Source organism: Streptomyces spiralis (assembly GCF_014654675.1).
Classification (GTDB): domain Bacteria; phylum Actinomycetota; class Actinomycetes; order Streptomycetales; family Streptomycetaceae; genus Streptomyces; species Streptomyces spiralis.
This window is the reverse complement of sequence record NZ_BNBC01000022.1, coordinates 134397-149554: the sequence shown is the minus strand read 5'-3', so window position 1 is coordinate 149554 and position 15158 is coordinate 134397. Positions and strand designations below refer to the sequence as shown.

At 73.0% G+C, this 15158-nt stretch carries 15 protein-coding genes; 8 read left to right on the top strand and 7 right to left on the bottom strand.

The genetic code is table 11. The annotated features are described in order from the left end of the window. Together IE318_RS22960 and IE318_RS22955 are read right to left on the bottom strand one after the other, a co-directional pair. Positions 1–569 (bottom strand): maltotransferase domain-containing protein (locus IE318_RS22960; RefSeq protein ID WP_189903221.1); only part of this gene is annotated, 569 nt, incomplete at its 3' end. A gap of 195 nt (positions 570–764) precedes the next feature. Beyond that, positions 765–1073 (bottom strand): DUF5133 domain-containing protein, encoded by a 309-nt coding sequence (locus IE318_RS22955; protein ID WP_030175286.1) that lies wholly within the window; start codon positions 1071–1073, stop codon positions 765–767. 359 nt (positions 1074–1432) lie between these two features. Here IE318_RS22955 and IE318_RS22950 point away from each other — a divergent pair, with 359 nt between their 5' ends. Together IE318_RS22950 and glgX are read left to right on the top strand one after the other, a co-directional pair. Further along, positions 1433–1960: a pep a2 gene (locus tag IE318_RS22950; RefSeq protein ID WP_189903219.1), complete on the top strand. Its 528-nt coding sequence runs from the start codon at positions 1433–1435 to the stop codon at positions 1958–1960. A 35-nt stretch (positions 1961–1995) separates the two neighbouring features. Then, a complete protein-coding gene (glgX, locus tag IE318_RS22945; RefSeq protein WP_229903693.1) occupies positions 1996–4107 on the top strand; it encodes a glycogen debranching protein GlgX in 2112 nt (703 codons plus the stop codon). A 118-nt stretch (positions 4108–4225) separates the two neighbouring features. Here glgX and IE318_RS22940 read toward each other — a convergent pair whose 3' ends face one another. Together IE318_RS22940 and IE318_RS22935 are read right to left on the bottom strand one after the other, a co-directional pair. Next, a complete protein-coding gene (locus IE318_RS22940; RefSeq protein ID WP_189903215.1) occupies positions 4226–5035 on the bottom strand; it encodes a VOC family protein in 810 nt (269 codons plus the stop codon). Between the two features lie 184 nt (positions 5036–5219). Further along, a complete protein-coding gene (locus IE318_RS22935) occupies positions 5220–6011 on the bottom strand; it encodes a SigB/SigF/SigG family RNA polymerase sigma factor (RefSeq protein ID WP_189903213.1) in 792 nt (263 codons plus the stop codon). A 361-nt stretch (positions 6012–6372) separates the two neighbouring features. Between IE318_RS22935 and IE318_RS22930 the strand changes: the two genes are divergently transcribed. The 4 genes from IE318_RS22930 (at position 6373) to IE318_RS22915 (ending at position 9285) form a co-directional block, all read left to right on the top strand. Further along, on the top strand, positions 6373–6846 hold the full coding sequence (locus IE318_RS22930; RefSeq protein WP_189903211.1) for a MarR family winged helix-turn-helix transcriptional regulator: 474 nt from the start codon (positions 6373–6375) through the stop codon (positions 6844–6846). Next, positions 6843–7721, top strand: a complete 879-nt coding sequence (locus IE318_RS22925) for an ABC transporter ATP-binding protein (protein WP_189903209.1) — start codon at positions 6843–6845, stop codon at positions 7719–7721. Before IE318_RS22930 ends, IE318_RS22925 begins: the two co-directional genes overlap by 4 nt. Next, entirely contained in the window at positions 7681–8541 is an 861-nt protein-coding gene (locus IE318_RS22920; protein ID WP_189903206.1) for an ABC transporter permease, read from the top strand. Before IE318_RS22925 ends, IE318_RS22920 begins: the two co-directional genes overlap by 41 nt. Positions 8542–8754: 213 nt before the next feature. After that, on the top strand, positions 8755–9285 hold the full coding sequence (locus IE318_RS22915; RefSeq protein WP_030175308.1) for a hypothetical protein: 531 nt from the start codon (positions 8755–8757) through the stop codon (positions 9283–9285). A gap of 84 nt (positions 9286–9369) precedes the next feature. On the opposite strand, the gene hemC is transcribed toward IE318_RS22915, so the two are convergent. After that, positions 9370–10305 (bottom strand): hydroxymethylbilane synthase, encoded by a 936-nt coding sequence (gene hemC / locus IE318_RS22910; RefSeq protein WP_189903204.1) that lies wholly within the window; start codon positions 10303–10305, stop codon positions 9370–9372. 68 nt (positions 10306–10373) lie between these two features. Further along, positions 10374–11357, bottom strand: a complete 984-nt coding sequence (locus IE318_RS22905; protein ID WP_189903253.1) for an ATP-dependent DNA ligase — start codon at positions 11355–11357, stop codon at positions 10374–10376. Between the two features lie 187 nt (positions 11358–11544). On the opposite strand from IE318_RS22905, the gene IE318_RS22900 reads away from it, so the two are divergent. Together IE318_RS22900 and IE318_RS22895 are read left to right on the top strand one after the other, a co-directional pair. Further along, positions 11545–11925, top strand: coding sequence for a DoxX family protein (locus tag IE318_RS22900; RefSeq protein ID WP_189903202.1), 381 nt, complete (start codon positions 11545–11547; stop codon positions 11923–11925). A gap of 31 nt (positions 11926–11956) precedes the next feature. Then, positions 11957–14296: a SpoIIE family protein phosphatase gene (locus IE318_RS22895; protein ID WP_189903200.1), complete on the top strand. Its 2340-nt coding sequence runs from the start codon at positions 11957–11959 to the stop codon at positions 14294–14296. A gap of 246 nt (positions 14297–14542) precedes the next feature. Here IE318_RS22895 and IE318_RS22890 read toward each other — a convergent pair whose 3' ends face one another. After that, complete coding sequence (locus IE318_RS22890) at positions 14543–15157, bottom strand: DNA polymerase ligase N-terminal domain-containing protein (protein ID WP_189903198.1); 615 nt, start codon at positions 15155–15157, stop codon at positions 14543–14545. Between the last annotated feature and the right edge of the window lies 1 nt (position 15158).

Here is a 15158-nt window from a genome sequence, read left to right as displayed (position 1 = left end):
GAGGCGGTGACCAGCTCCCGCAGCGGATACCGGGCCAGCACCGCGTCCACCTCCGGCGTCAACGCCGCCGCCAGCCGCGTCATGACCTGAAGCGAGTCGTCGCCCACCACCTCGGCGGCGGCCAGCACCGTATCGCGCTCCGGCCCCCGCGGGACCGCGCCCGCGGCACGCTCCAGGAGCGCGGTGCCCTCCTCCAGCACCAGCCCGGCGTCGATGCCGGCCGGCACCTTGATACAGGCGGTGTGCCGCCAGGTGGCGACCGGATCGCTCCACGCCTCCACGTGGTACGTCCAGCGCCCGGGCGCGTCGGGGGTGACCTCGGCGCCCCAGCGGTCGCTGCCCGGCGCCAGCTCGTGCATCGGCGTCCAGGGACCCGGACGGCCTTCCGGATCGGTGAGCACCACATTGGCGGCCACGGCGTCGTGGCCCTCGCGGAACACGGTGGCGGTGACCTGGAACGTCTCGCCCGTCACCGCCTTGGCCGGGCGACGGCCGCACTCCACGGCCGGGCGGACGTCCCGCACCGGAATGCGGCCGAGGACCGAGGTCGAACTCGGGGTCGAACTCATGGTGTCACCTCCACCGTGCTTGAGGCCGGGCTCGCGCCCGGCCGGGAACCCGCATCTTCTCGGCATGTCCTTCTCGGGGACCGTCCCCGGCATGTGCTGCCCGGGGAAGGCGTGCGGGGGCGTGGAGTCCACGCCCCCGCGGGCTCCGTGTCCCGCTGAGCCGTGTGCCCCGCTGGGCTCTGTGCCCGGTGGGCCCTACGCCCCGGCGGGCGAACGCCTGTCCTTCGCCGTGCGCCGGCCGACGCGCCGCGTGACGACACCGACGTGCGGCCGGCCGCTGCCCTGCTCACGCAGATAGGTGACGAGGTTGGTGCGCAGATAGCGCTCCGCGGCGTCCGCGGCCTCCCGTGCGCACCGCTTGCCCATCAGCACGCACAGGGTGTAGCCCGAATCCTCGAAGGTGGCCCGCACCCTGCGGTCGTCGGGGGACGCGAGCATCGCGCGTTCCCACGCCCGGTACTGCCGCAGATGCCGTGCGACTTCGGCCTTGGCGGGTAGCAGCATGGCGCCGTTCACCTTTCGGATGCGCTCGATGGGCACGTTTCCCCGACGGTCGGGGCGGTGACCGCGTACGCGGAGGCACGGGTCCCGTTCACGGCGCTCGAGACTTTCACTCATGGTGCACGTTCAACGACCCACCGTCCTGTTGGATCTTCAACCAGCGTGTTTCGCCTGCTCGCCGCGGTCCTGGCCAGAGCGCTCGACGCCTCCTTCCCGACCGCTCGGGTTGCACGAATGGCGTAGCGCGCTCACTGTGGGATCTGACTCAGAGGCAACACGTGCTCACGCTTCGTACTCGGGGGCTGAGCCCGACACAGGGGCCTTGAGGGAGTCGCGAGCCTCGCCGTGAGGAGCCAACGACGATGAAGACCGCAGTGCCCTGCTACTACCACCTCGACGTGGAAGTCAGCCCGGAACGGGTCGGACAGGTCAGGCGCATCCTGGCCGCTCACCTCCGGTTCTGGGACCTGGAGGACCTCGTAGAACCTGTGTGCGGCGGCGCCGAGATGCTGCTGAAGGCCATCGACGAGCACGCCCGGGACAAGCACACATCCATCGAGATGTGGTGGACCGGCCAGCACCTCATCACCGCCGTCGGGGAGAACAACCACGACCTGCGCCCGGACCAGGACCTGCGCAGCTGCCTGGCCCGCATCGCGGCGACGAGCGACGGCTGGGGGTGCTGCGCCTCCGAGACCGGCAGCAAGGTCATCTGGTTCTCGCAGCGGGCCCGCGCCGGGGTGCGTGTCCCGCTGGTCCCGAGGGCTCCCGAGCCGACCCTGCGCGAGGGCCTGAAGACGCCCCGTGCCATGCCGGTCGCCGCGCTGGCCTCTCCGCTGAGCGGCCCGGAGGACGTCCTGAAGGAGGCCGTCCTGGAGGAGGCCCGGTGACCGCGCGCGGGCGCCATAAAGGGGTACCCGTTCCCGTGTGGAGCGGGTACCCCTACCCGCTGGGCGCCGCGTACGACGGCGAGGGCACCAACTTCGCGCTGTTCAGCGAGGTCGCCGAACACGTCGAGCTCGTCCTCGTGGACGACGCCGGCGACCGCCGCCAGGTCCCCCTGACCGAGGCCGACGGCTTCGTGTGGCACGGCTACCTGCCCGGCGTCGGCCCTGGGCAGCGCTACGGCTACCGGGTGCACGGCCCCTGGCATCCGGCGGCCGGCCACCGCTGCAACCCGAGAAAGCTGCTCCTGGACCCCTACGCCAGGGCGGTGGACGGGCGGACCGACAACCACCCCTCCCTCTACGAGCGCGCCCCGCACGGCCCCGACCCGGCCGACAGCGCCGGGCACACCATGCTCGGCGTGGTCACCGACCCGGCCTTCGACTGGGGCGACGACCGCCCGCCGCGGCGGGCGTACTCCGACACCGTGATCTACGAGGCGCATGTGCGCGGCCTGACCCGCACCCACCCCGAGGTGCCGCCCGAACTGCGCGGCACCTACGCCGGGTTGGCGCACCCGGCGGTGATCGAGCACCTGACCTCGCTGGGCGTGACGGCCGTCGAGCTGATGCCGGTGCACCAGTTCGTCCACGACGGCGTGCTCCAGGGCCGGGGCCTTGCCAACTACTGGGGCTACAACACCATCGGCTTCTTCGCGCCGCACAACGGCTACGCCGCCCGCGGCACCCGCGGCGAGCAGGTCGCCGAGTTCAAGTCGATGGTCAGGGCGCTGCACGCGGCCGGGCTCGAGGTGATCCTCGACGTCGTCTACAACCACACCGCCGAGGGCAACGAGAAGGGCCCCACCCTGTCGTTCCGCGGCATCGACAACGCCTCCTACTACCGCCTCGTCGACGGCGACTGGGCGCACTACTACGACACCACCGGCACCGGCAACAGCCTCCTCATGCGCCACCCCTACGTGCTGCAGCTGATCATGGACTCCCTGCGGTACTGGGTCACCGAGATGCACGTCGACGGCTTCCGCTTCGACCTGGCGGCCACCCTGGCCCGGCAGTTCCACGAGGTGGACCGGCTGTCGGCGTTCTTCGACCTGATCCAGCAGGACCCGGTGATCAGCCGGGTGAAGCTGATCGCCGAGCCGTGGGACGTCGGCGAGGGCGGCTACCAGGTGGGCAACTTCCCGCCGCTGTGGTCGGAGTGGAACGGCCTGTACCGGGACGCGGTACGGGACTTCTGGCGCGGCGAGGAGCACACGCTCGGCGACTTCGCCTCCCGTCTGACGGGCTCCGCGGACCTGTACGCCCACAACCGGCGCCGGCCGCGCGCCAGCGTCAACTTCGTCACCGCGCACGACGGTTTCACCCTGCGCGACCTGGTGTCGTACAACGACAAGCACAACGAGGCCAACGGCGAGGGCAACCGGGACGGGGAGAGCGCCAACCGGTCCTGGAACTGCGGCGCCGAGGGGGAGACCAAGGACCCGGCGATCCTCGCCCTGCGCGCCCGCCAGCAGCGCAACCTCCTGGCCACGCTGCTGCTCTCCCAGGGCATCCCGATGCTCTGCCACGGCGACGAGCTGGGCCGCACCCAGCGTGGCAACAACAACGCCTACTGCCAGGACAACGAGGTCTCCTGGATCGACTGGCGGCTGACCGCCGAGCAGCGGGAGCTCGCGGAGTTCACGCGGTACGTCATCGCCCTGCGCGCCGCCCATCCCGTGCTGCGCCGCCGCCGTTTCTTCCAGGGCGAGACGGCGACCGACGACGACCAGCCGCTGCCGGACCTGGTGTGGATGCTCCCGGACGGCCGGGAGATGGCCGAGGAGGACTGGCGGCGCTCCGACGCGCACTCGCTGATGGTCTTCCTCAACGGCGACGCCATCGCCGAGCCCGACCGCAAGGGGCGGCGCGTGGTGGACGACTCGTTCCTGCTGCTGCTCAACGGCTACTGGGAAGCGGTCGACTTCCGCCTGCCCGGCCGCGCCTACGGCAACCGCTGGACCACGCTCCTCGACACGGCCGAACCCCACGGTTCCCCGGACGAGGCCGAGCACAAGCCGGCCGGCGACCTCCTCGTGGAGCCCCGCAGCCTGGTCCTGCTGTCCCGGCCGCCGAGGACGGCACGCTGAGCGAAGAGCCCGGGCCCCTCCCGGAACCGCGGCCCCTCCCGGGATCGGTTCCGGGAGGGGCCGCGGACCGCCACCCCCGATTCGGATCTCCGGGCGGCCGGTTCTCCCGGCGGCCGGTTCAGATCTCCCGGCGGGACGTCACCGTGAACTGGGCGCCGTCCGCGTCGCGCAGCACGGCTTCCTCGGCGCCCTCGCGCAGGACGCTGCCGCCGTGGCACTCGGCGGCCCGGGCACAGGCGGCCACGTCGGCCACCCGGAAGTGGATCTGCCAGTGGGGGCGGATCGTGGGGTCGGGGGCCGCCTCCAGGGCCCCCGACTCGATGCGGGCCACGACCTCGCCGTGGCTGCGCAGCACGACCTCCTCGCCCTCGTAGCGGACCTCGCAGCAGCCGGGCCGGTCCGAGGCCCACTCCAGGACCTCGCCGTAGAACATGGCGGCGTCGAACGCGTCGCGCGTGTGCAGCCGGATGAAGGCGGGCGCGGCCTTGCGCCACGTCTCCCAGTCGGTGAACAGCTCGCCCTCCCAGATCCCGAAGGTCGCGCCGTCCCGGTCGGCCAGCAGGGCGGCCCGCCCGGGCGGCAGCGAGATCGGCCCGACCGCCGCCGTACCGCCGCGTTCCTGCACCCGCGAGACGGCGGCGTCGGCGCTGGGCACGGCGAAGTACGGGGTCCAGGCCACCGCCATCTGCCACATGGAGGCCACGGCCGCGATCCCCGCGACCGGCGCACCGTCGACGAGCGCGATACGGAAGTGCTCACCGAGCTTGGCCGTCGAGCGCCAGTCCCAGCCCAGCACGGCGTGGTAGAAGTCCTCGGTGGCCTCCAGGTCGCGGCTGGTCAGGCTGACCCAGCAGGGCGCGCCGCACACCGAGTGGGTGGAGAGGACGCCGGGCTCGGGGTGGCTGGAGGGTGTCGCGTCGTGGTTCATTGCACGTCCTGGTTTTCGTCGACCGGTGGCCACCGGTCTCACACCAGTGTCCGACGGGAACGCCCTGGGGCGCTTGCCGAGTACCCTCCCGATGCCGCCGAAACGGCGGCCCGGCCCACACCCGATCACCCGACCGGGCGGTCAGGGGGGACGGTGATCGACCGGGGGAGCGGGGCGCCTGCGGTCAGAGCGTCTCGGCGAGCAACTCCTCGCGCAACTGGGCGAAGCAGCCGCTGAGCAGCCGTGAGACGTGCATCTGCGAGATCCCGAGCTGCTGTGCGATCCGGCTCTGCGTCATACCCCGGAAGAAGCGCAGGTAGAGGATCATCCGCTCGCGTTCGGGCAGCGCCTCCAGACACGGTTTGACGGCCACCCGGTCCACCACGAGGTCGTAGCGCGGGTCGGCCTCGCCCAGGCCGTCGCCGAGCGCGTAGCCCTCGGTGCCCGGCACCTCCGCCTCCAGGGAGAGCGCGGCGAAGCAGTCCAGGGCCTCCATGCCGGTGCGCACGTCGCTGACGCTCAGATGGGTGTACTCGGCGATCTCGCTGATGGTCGGCGCCCGGCCCGGGGTGGTCTGCGCCAGCTCCTTCGCGGCGCGCCGCACCCGGTTGCGCAGGTCCTGGACCCGGCGCGGCACGTGCAGCGTCCACATGTGGTCGCGGAAGTGCCGCTTGATCTCCCCGGTGACGGTCGGCACGGCGTACGCCTCGAACGCGTAGCCACGCGCCGGATCGTAGTGGTCGACGGCCTTGACCAGGCCGAGCGCCGCCACCTGGTACAGATCTTCCAGGGCCTCGCCGCGCCCGCGGAAGCGGACGGCGATCCGCTCGGCCATCGGCAGCCACACCTGGACCAGCTCGTCCCGGAGCGCCTTGCGCTCGGGGCCGTCCGGCAGTCGTGCGAGCCGCTCGAACGCCGCCGCGGTGTCGGGGGCGTCGTCATGCGGATGGGACTTCGTTCTGCCGGTGGTACGCATACGCTGCGCCTCCCTCAGCAGGTGCTCGATGGACGGACACCGCGGGAGGCGCGTGGCTCGGACCTGGAGACAGACATCGGGGCCCGGCGCGCCGGCTCCCACGGACGTGCCTCCTGTCCGAAGCACTGAAATGGGCATTCCCGAAGCCGGCGATTCCGAAACAATTCCAGAATTCGGTGACGTTGTGCGACCGGATGATTCTGATGCGTCGAACCGTGGGTTCGGAATTGCTGTCGCGTTGAATATCGAATTTCAATTACCAAATTCAATCAATGCGTGAATCGCCGTGAGGCCCGGCGGTCGCGCCGGTCTTGACCGTCTCTTGGGGCACTTACCTCTGTCACAGAGGTAATCTGCCGGCATGGAGCCGGAGACCGACGTGGAACCGCAGGCCTACGCCGAGGAGCTGGCCGACGCGCTCGTCGGTGTCCTGCGACCGATCCGGCGCCGGCTGCGCGCCGGGCTGACCGTGCCGCGGCTGCGCGGCGCCGAGGTGGAACTGCTGCGCCTGGTCGAGGCCCGCCCCGGCATCGGTGTCTCGGAGGCCGCCAAGGAGCTGCACCTGGCGGGCAACTCCGTGTCGACACTGGTCAACCGGCTGGTCCGGGACGGGCAACTGGTCCGCGAGACGGACCCCGCCGACCGGCGGGCCGCCCGCCTGCTGCTCACCGAGGCCGCCGGGGCCCGCCTGCGCGACTGGCGCGAGCGCCGCGCGGCTCTGGTCCGCCGCCAGGTCGACCGGCTCGACCAGGCCGACCGGGACGCCCTGAGCGCCGCGATCCCCGCCCTGCGCCGGCTGGCCGACAACCTGCGTGAGGAGGCCGACCGACCATGACGCCGGACACCGCCGGGGCCGCCGCCGAGCGGGCCGCGGCCGACGACGCGGTCACCTGCACCGGACTCGCCCACGCCTTCGGCGGCACCAAGGCCGTCGACGGCCTGGACCTGGCCGTGGGCCCGGGGGAGGTCTTCGGGCTGCTCGGGCCCAACGGGGCCGGGAAGACCACGGCGATCCGCTGCATCACCACGCTGCTGCCGGTCCCCGCCGGCATGGTCCGCGTCTTCGGCCACGACCCCGCCCGCGACCGGATGGCCGTACGCCGCCTGCTGGGCTACGTCCCCCAGCAGCTGTCCGCCGACGCCGCCCTCACCGGCCGGGAGAACGTCACCCTGTTCGCGCGGGTCTTCGACGTCCCGCGCCGCGAACGCGCCGCCCGGGTCGCCCAGGCCCTGGCCGCCGTGGACCTGACCGACGCCGCCGACCGGCTGGCCAAGACGTACTCCGGCGGCATGATCCGCCGCCTGGAACTGGCCCAGGCCCTGGTGAGCGCGCCCCGCCTGCTGATCCTCGACGAGCCCACGATCGGCCTCGACCCGATCGCCCGCACCGGAGTGTGGGAGCACATCAACGCCGTCCGCGCCGCCACCGGCATGACGGTCCTGGTCACCACGCACTACATGGACGAGGCCGACCAGTACTGCGACCGCGTCGGCCTGATGCACCGCGGCCGGATCCGGGCCCTCGGCACCCCCGCCGAACTGCGGCAGGGCCTCGGCGAACGGCGCCGCGCCCAGGGCGCCCCGGCCACCGATCCGCCGCCCACGCTCGAGGACGTCTTCCGTGACGTGGCCGGCAGCGGTCTCGACGACACCTCAGGAGATTTCCGCGATGTCCGAAGCACCCGCCGCACCGCCCACCGTCTCGGCTGAGCCGGCCGGGGAGAGCGGCATCGGCCTTCTCGTGCGGCCCCCGCGGCCCCGCGCGGGCTGGCGGCTGCTGCCCGCCCGCGTCGCCGCCATGTGCGCCGTGGAGCTGCAGAAGCTGCGCCACGACCGCACCGAGCTCTACACCCGCGCGGTCCAGCCGGCCCTCTGGCTGCTGATCTTCGGTCAGACCTTCACCCGCATCCGGGCGATCCCCACCGGCGGGATCCCCTACATCGACTTCATGGCGCCCGGCATCATCGCCCAGTCCGCCATGTTCATCGCCATCTTCTACGGCATCCAGATCATCTGGGAGCGGGACGCGGGTGTCCTCAACAAGCTCCTGGTGACCCCGACCCCGCGCTCGGCCCTGGTCACCGGCAAGGCGTTCGCGGCCGGGGTGAAGTCGCTGATCCAGGCGATCGTCGTGATCGTCATCGCCGCCCTGTTGGGGGTGGCGCTGACCTGGAACCCGCTGCGGCTGCTCGGCGTCGCCGCCGCCGTGATCCTCGGATCCGCGTTCTTCTCCTGCCTGTCGATGACCATCGCCGGCATCGTGCTCAGCCGCGACCGGCTCATGGGCATCGGGCAGGCGATCACCATGCCGCTGTTCTTCGGCTCCAACGCGCTGTATCCCGTGGCCGTCATGCCGGGCTGGCTCCAGGCCGTCAGCAAGGCCAACCCGCTCAGCTACCAGGTCGACGCGCTGCGTGGACTGCTGCTCGGCACCTCCGCGCATCTCGCCCTCGACTTCGTCGTCCTCGTGGTGGCCGCCGCGCTCGGCATCACCGCGGCCTCCGGCCTGCTCGGCCGGCTCGCCCGGTGACGGGGGCTCACCCATCCGTCGGGCGGCCGTACGGCGTGATGTGCGGCACGCCCGCGGAGGCGGCCGGAAGGGCCGAATCGGAGGTTTCTCCAGCACACGGCTTGATCAGCGATCAATTGCAGGCGAATTCCCAGGCCACGCCGCATTCGACACATTTGACAGTGTGCTCGGCCCACAGATAGGAAGCAGCTCTTGGTAGTCGAGAGGTGCATTGTGTACGAGCCGAACGTGGTCGGGGACTGGCAGGAGTACGACGGGCATGCCGGTCTGCGTGTCCGCGTCCACCGCCTGGAGCCGGCCGAGCCGCCGCGCGGACGCGACGACGCGGCCGAGGGGCTGACGTACTTCCGTATCCGCGTCACCGTCGAGAACCGTGGCACGCGCAGCTTCGGCGTCCACCTGGAGGACGGCCAGATCGACGTGCGGATCGGCCCCGACGGTGAGGGCGCGTTCGTCGACTGGCGCAACTCGCAGTTCATCGAGGGCTACGACGTCTACCCGCTGCGCCGGGTCACCGCCGTGCTGTACGCGGCGGGCCCGGAGTCGTCCCTGTCCCAGGTCGACGTCCAGGTCCAGCTGCGCGTCGACGACGAGTGGACCGACCGGCGGATGTGGACCGGGGGCATCGGTGCGCACGAGGAGTCCGTCGCGGCGGGCGCGGCCTGCGCGGGCGCCCAGGGCGGGCTGGTGCACCAGATCAGCAACTTCCTGCGCGACCAGGCCGAACCGGGCACGGCCGGCTGACGCGACCGGGCACCGCCCCGGCGCCGCGCATCGATGCCGGGTCGTGCTGGGCCGGGACCAGGCGCCCGGGTCGCCTCGCTCGCCTCAGTGCGGGATGCCGTCGATGATCTCGCGGGCGCCCTGGCGCAGCAGGGCCACGGCGACCGAGGTGCCGAGCGTGGCGGCGTCCAGGCGGCCCGCCCACTCGTGGGCGTTCAGCCGGGTCTTGCCGTCGGGGGTGAACACGCACGCCCGCAGTGACAGCTCACCGCTGCGGTCGACCTGCGCGTACCCGGCGATCGGGCTGTTGCAGTGCCCCTGGAGCACATGCAGGAACATGCGCTCCGCGGTGGCGGCACGGTAGGTGTCGGCGTCACCGAGGGCGCTGACGGTCTCGATCAGCTCGGTGTCCCCCTCGCGGCACTGCAGGGCGAGGATGCCCGCGCCGATCGGTGGCATCATCGTCTCCGGGGGCAGCACCTCGCTGATCATGTCCTGCCGTCCGATGCGCTCCAGACCGGACACTGCCAGCAGCAGGGCGTCCGCCTCCCCGGCCGCGAGCTTCTCCAGCCGCCGGTTGGCGTTGCCGCGGAACGGGACGCACGTGAGGTGCGGATGGGTGGCGGCCAGCTGAGCGATACGGCGCACCGCGGACGTACCGATCCTGGTGCCGGGCGGAAGCTCGTCGAGGGTGAGGCCGCCGGGGTGCACCAGGGCGTCGCGGATGTCGTCCCGCTTCAGGAACGCGGCGAACGTGGTGCCCGGGGGCAGGGGCCGGTCGGCGGGCACGTCCTTCAGGCAGTGCACCGCGAGATCCGCCTCCCCGGCCAGCAGCGCGGCGTCGACCTCCTTGGTGAAGGCGCCCTTGCCCTCGACCTTGGCCAGCTCGCCCAGCCACTTGTCGCCGGTGGTCTTCACCGGCACCACCTCGGTGCGCACACCCGGGTACAGGGCGGCCAACTCGGCACGGACACGCTCCACCTGAGCCAACGCCATCGGCGAGTCCCGGGAGACGACACGGATCATTTCAGGCACGGCCATGCGGCACACGATAGACCTTCCGTGAACCCCCCAACTCACCGGACGCCGCGCATGACACCACCGCGCCGCTACCTCAGCGGGTCGTCCGGCAGGTCTGCCGCCGACTCCTCGGGGGCGAGGTCCGGGCGGAGCCGTAGCCAGGACGGCTGGCGCAGCATGCCCGCGCGGGTGCGGACGCTGTAGCGGACCTCGCCGACCAGGCGGGGCAGCACCCAGTGGGCCCCGCGCGCGGCCGGTACGGGGTCGAAGGGGCACACGTCGGTCGCCAGGTCCGCGAGCAGCGCGGCGAGCTCGGAGCGCTCGGCCTCGCTCCAGCCCGTGCCCACGCTGCCGACGTAGCGCAGCTTCCCGCCCCCGCGCTGCCCCACCAGCACGGCGCCCGGCAGCCCGGTCAGCCGCCCCTTGCCGGGCAGCCAGCCGCCCACCACGACGTCCTCGCTGCGCATGTTGCGGATCTTGATCCAGGCCCGGGAGCGCACCCCCGGCTCGTACACCGAGTCCAGCCGCTTGCAGACCAGGCCCTCCAGGCCGTGCTCGCGGGTGGCGGCCAGGGCCTGGGCGCCGTGGCCGAAGACGGCAGCGGGCGTCGACCAGTACGGCCCGTCGAGACCGAGCGCCTCCAGCCGCTCGCGGCGCTCGACGTAGGGCAGCCGGATCAGCGGCTCGGTGCCCAGGTACAGCACGTCGAACAGCACCGCGTGCACGGGGATCCGCGCCGCCCGGCGTGCCGCGAGGCCGGGGGCGTGGGCCAGCCCCATGCGGCCCTGGAGCAGCTGGAAGCTGGCGCGGCCCGCCTCGTCCAGCGCCAGGATCTCGCCGTCCAGGATCGCGGGTGTGGTGCCCAGGGCCCGGCCCAGCGGGCGCAGCTCGGGATAGGCGGCCGTGATCTCCTCGCCGGAGCGGGCCCGCAGCAGCAGGGAGCCGTCACCGGGCAGATACGCCACCATGCGCTGGCCGTCCTGCTTCGTTTCGTACGCCCAGCGCGCGTCCTGCGCGGGGGAGGGCAGCGAACCGGGCGTGGCGAGCATGGGCGGGATCAGCGGCAGGGTCACGGCTGAGGTGTCGACGAACCGGTCCGCCGTCAAGCGCCCTCCGGATCACTTTCCCCTGAACGGTGGCTGCGGGGGAGAGGGCGGAGAGAAGCGGAGGGGAGAGGTCTGTCCTCACATACCTACCGTTCAGTAGTCTCGCATACCGACCGTCCAGTAGGATCCCGCGGCAGACCCTCGAGGAGGAACCGTGCCCCGGTCCGATCGCTCACCCCTGCTGCTCGCCGGCCTGCTGGCCACTGCGGGTGTCGCCCACTTCGCCTCTCCCCGGCAGTTCGACGCGACCATCCCGCGCGCCCTGCCAGGCCGCCCCCGCACCTGGACCTACGCCAGCGGCGCCGCAGAGATAGCGCTGGCCGCGGGCCTGGCGCTGCCCCGGACCCGAAGGACCGCGGCGCTGGCCACGGCCGCATTCTTCGTCGGCGTCTTCCCCGCCAATGTGCAGATGGCGGTCGACTGGCGGCACCGCCCCGCCCCGCAGAAGGCGGCGGCCCTCGGACGCCTGCCCCTGCAACTGCCCCTCGTGCTGTGGGCCCGCGGGGTCGCCAGGACCGCCGCCCGCCGCGCTTGATGTGGTGTGACAACCGCCTCATTCTGAGGATATGGAGCAGGTCTCCGCCACGGCCGTGGTCGACGCCCACGGCATCGTCACGGGCTGGAGCGAAGGTGCCCGGCGGCTGACCGGATACCCGGCCGAGGAAGCGGTCGGGCGGCCGGTGCGCGCCCTGCTCGCCGAGGAGCCGCCGCCCGGGGCCCTGACCGCGCTCTCCGGCCCCGCCGTCCTGCGCCACCGGGACGGCTCCCCTGTGACGACCGCGCTGCGGGCCTGCCCCGTACTCGGCGCGGACGGCCGGCCGGACGGCTTCGTCGTGACCGCCGGACCGGAGACCCCGCCCGAGCACGTCCTGGCCGGACAGGCGTTCCAGCAGGCCTCCGTGGCGATGTCGGTCTTCGACACCCGGCAGCACTACCTGCGGCTCAACGAGGTGGCCTGCCAGGTGATGGGCGTGCCCGAGGAGACCCTGCTCGGCAGGCCCTACCTGGACAGCGTGGAGGACACCGCGCCCAACCGGGGCTTCCTGGAGCATCTGCGCCGGGTCGCCGAGACCGGCCGCCCGGCCCGCTACGAGAGCTTCGCGAGCGCCCCCGCCCTGGACCGGGAGCAGGCCTGGACGATCGAGATGTGGCCCGTGCGGGACGCCGGCGGAACCCTGACCGGGGTCGCCCTGGCGGCCCTCGACAGCAGCGACCAGTACTGGTCCCGGCGCCGTCTCGCCCTGCTGAACGAGGCCGCGGCGGGCATCGGCACCACCCTCGACGTGGTGCGCACCGCCGAGGAACTGGTGGAACTCCTCGTGCCGCAGTTCGCCGACTTCGCCATGGTCGACCTCCTCGAGTGGGTCCTCGGCGCCGAGGAACCGCCGGACGCGGCGGCCGACGAGATCGTGCTGCGCCGGGTCGCCCACAGCTCCGTCACCCGGGGCACACCGGAGGCGGCCATACGTGTGGGCGAGAGCGACGTCCGCCCGGCCGACTCGGCCGCCACACGGGCGATGCGGGTCGGACGGGCGGTGCTCAGCCAGGCCGACCAGCCCGAGTTCACGGGATGGATCACGGATCGCGACACGCGGGACCCCGCGGGACGCCCCTACCGCAGGGGCGCCCACTCGATGATCACCGTGCCGCTCCGGGCCCGCGGCACCACCCTGGGGGTCGCCGTGGGCCTCAGGATCAGCCAGCCGGACGCCTACGCCGCCGACGACGCCGTGGTCGTGGAGGAACTCGCGAGCCGTGCCGCCGTCTGCATCGACAACGCCCGCCGCTTCGCCCGCGAGCGTTCCACCGCTCTCGCCCTGCAGCACAGCCTGCTGCCGCGCGGGCTGACCGGCCAGACGGCGGTGGAGGTGGCCCACCGCTACCTGCCCTGCGGCTCGCAGGCGGGCATCGGCGGCGACTGGTTCGACGTGATCCCGCTCTCCGGCAGCCGGGTCGCCCTGGTCGTCGGCGACGTGGTGGGCCACGGCATCCAGTCGTCGGCCACCATGGGACGTCTGCGCACGGCCGTACGGACCCTCGCCGACGTGGACCTGCCCCCGGACGAACTCCTCACCCACCTCGACGACCTGGTGGCCCACCTGGCCGACGAACAGGACGGCGGCGAGGTACCGGAGCTGGGCGCCACCTGCCTCTACGCCGTCTACGACCCCGTCTCGCGGCGGCTGACCCTGGCCACCGCCGGCCACCCGGCACCGGTCGTCGTGGCGCCGGGCGGAGACGCCGCGCCGGTCACCGTGGCCCCCGGACCACCCCTCGGCGTCGGCGGCCTGCCCTTCGAGGCGACCGAGCTACGGCTGCCCGAGGGCTCGGTCGTCGCCCTGTTCACCGACGGCCTCGTGGAGCACCGCGACCGCGACGTCGACCGCGCCACCGCCGAACTGTGCCGGGTCCTGTGCGCCCCCGCCGCATCGCTGGAGGACCTCGGGGACGGAGTGCTGAAGGCCGTGCTGCCGGAGGAGCCCGGCGACGACGTGGCCCTGCTCCTGGCCCGTACCCGCGCGCTCGGCGCGGACCGGATCGCCACCTGGGACGTCCCACCGGACCCGGCGCACGTGGCCGCCACCCGCCAGGCCGCCGCGGATCAACTGGCCGCCTGGGGACTGGAGGAGACCGCGTTCGTCACCGAACTGGTCGTCAGCGAACTGGTCACCAACGCCATCCGCTACGGCGAACCCCCCGTCCAGCTGCGGCTGATCCGCGATCAGGCGCTGATCTGCGAGGTCTCCGACGGCAGTTCGACCTCGCCGCACCTGCGCCGGGCCCACGCCTACGACGAAGGAGGCCGCGGCCTCCTCCTGGTCGCCCAGCTCACCCAGCGCTGGGGCAGCCGCCCCACCGGCCGCGGCAAGACCATCTGGTGCGAGCAGCCCCTCCCCTCCGGCTGACCACGCCACCACCCCACCGCGCCCCTGACCGGCCGCGGCACTCGGCGCGCCGACGAGAACGGCGGTGCCGAGCGCGCCCGGCACGGGGTGCGGTGCTCAGGGCCCCCGGTGCGGTTGCGATGCCGAGCCCGCTGCGGCACGGGGCACGGGGCCCGGCAGCGAGGGCACCTCGCGGGTTTGAGCAGCGAGCACGCCCGGCCAGGATCCGGCCCCACCGCGCGGCCAGGATCCCGCCCCGGCGCCGGGTCACCCCTCGCCGTTCTCCGCCGCGACCTGGGCCAGTGTGCGGCCGGTGCGTACCGAGCGGGCGCGGCGGGGGTCGGGCGTGCCGTGTCCGCTGCTGCGGCCGCCGCCCTTCTTCACCAGCAGCCACGCCTCCTCCTCGGCGTCGTCCCGGCCGCCGCGGAAGCGGGTCAGCGCGTACTCGCCGTGCAGCTTCGACCCGCGCAGCCGGAAGGTGGCGTGCCCGCGCTCCAGCGACTCGGCGAAGTCGACCGGCCGCCCCCTGCGGTCGTGGCTCAGCGGCTCGTACGTGCCCCGGTCCCAGACGATCACCGTGCCGCCGCCGTACTCGCCCTTCGGGATCACGCCCTCGAAGTCCTCGTACTCCAGCGGGTGGTCCTCCGTGGGCACCGCGAGCCGCTTGTCGTGCGGGTCGTCCGAGGGCCCCCTCGGGACCGACCAGGACCTGAGCACGTCGTCGACCTGCAGCCGGAAGTCGAAGTGCATCCGGCGCGCGTCGTGGATCTGCACCACGAACCGTGGCTCGGCACCGCCGGACGGCCCCTGCCCCGAGGGCTCCCGGGTCCGCTCGAAGTCGCGCTTGCCGCGGTACTCCCGCAGCCGTTCGTCCGCAGCCACC